Genomic DNA, 248 nt, shown 5'->3' with positions numbered 1-248 from the left:
ATATTTTTCACCATATCGGTTTCCTTTTTTTGACTACCCAAGGACAACAAATATTCATTTTCATCTTGATATGCTTGGAAAAAATAATTATTTACCTTTACAGAAGTAAAGCCTAAAGAAGTTTCTTCTTCAACTTCCTTTGTTAATCTGACTGCTTCTAAAAAAATTTGTTCTAATTCTTTTCGGTCGAATAATTTATCTGCAGGAGGTAAAATCTCGCTTAATTTAATTGACATTTAAATAACCAC

The 248-nt window shown here is 29.0% G+C and carries 1 protein-coding gene; it reads right to left on the bottom strand.

Translation table 11 applies throughout. The features are described 5' to 3' along the window. Positions 1–236, bottom strand: a 236-nt coding sequence (locus tag ACSV5T_RS10190; RefSeq protein WP_438321063.1) for a hypothetical protein, incomplete at its 3' end; no start/stop codon positions are given. Positions 237–248: the final 12 nt, after the last annotated feature.

The sequence above is a fragment of the Veillonella sp. ZSJB6 genome, from assembly GCF_051549505.1.
Taxonomy (GTDB): Bacteria; Bacillota; Negativicutes; order Veillonellales; family Veillonellaceae; genus Veillonella.
Note: the sequence above shows the minus strand (reverse complement) of the source record. Positions and strands in the feature narration are given on the sequence as shown.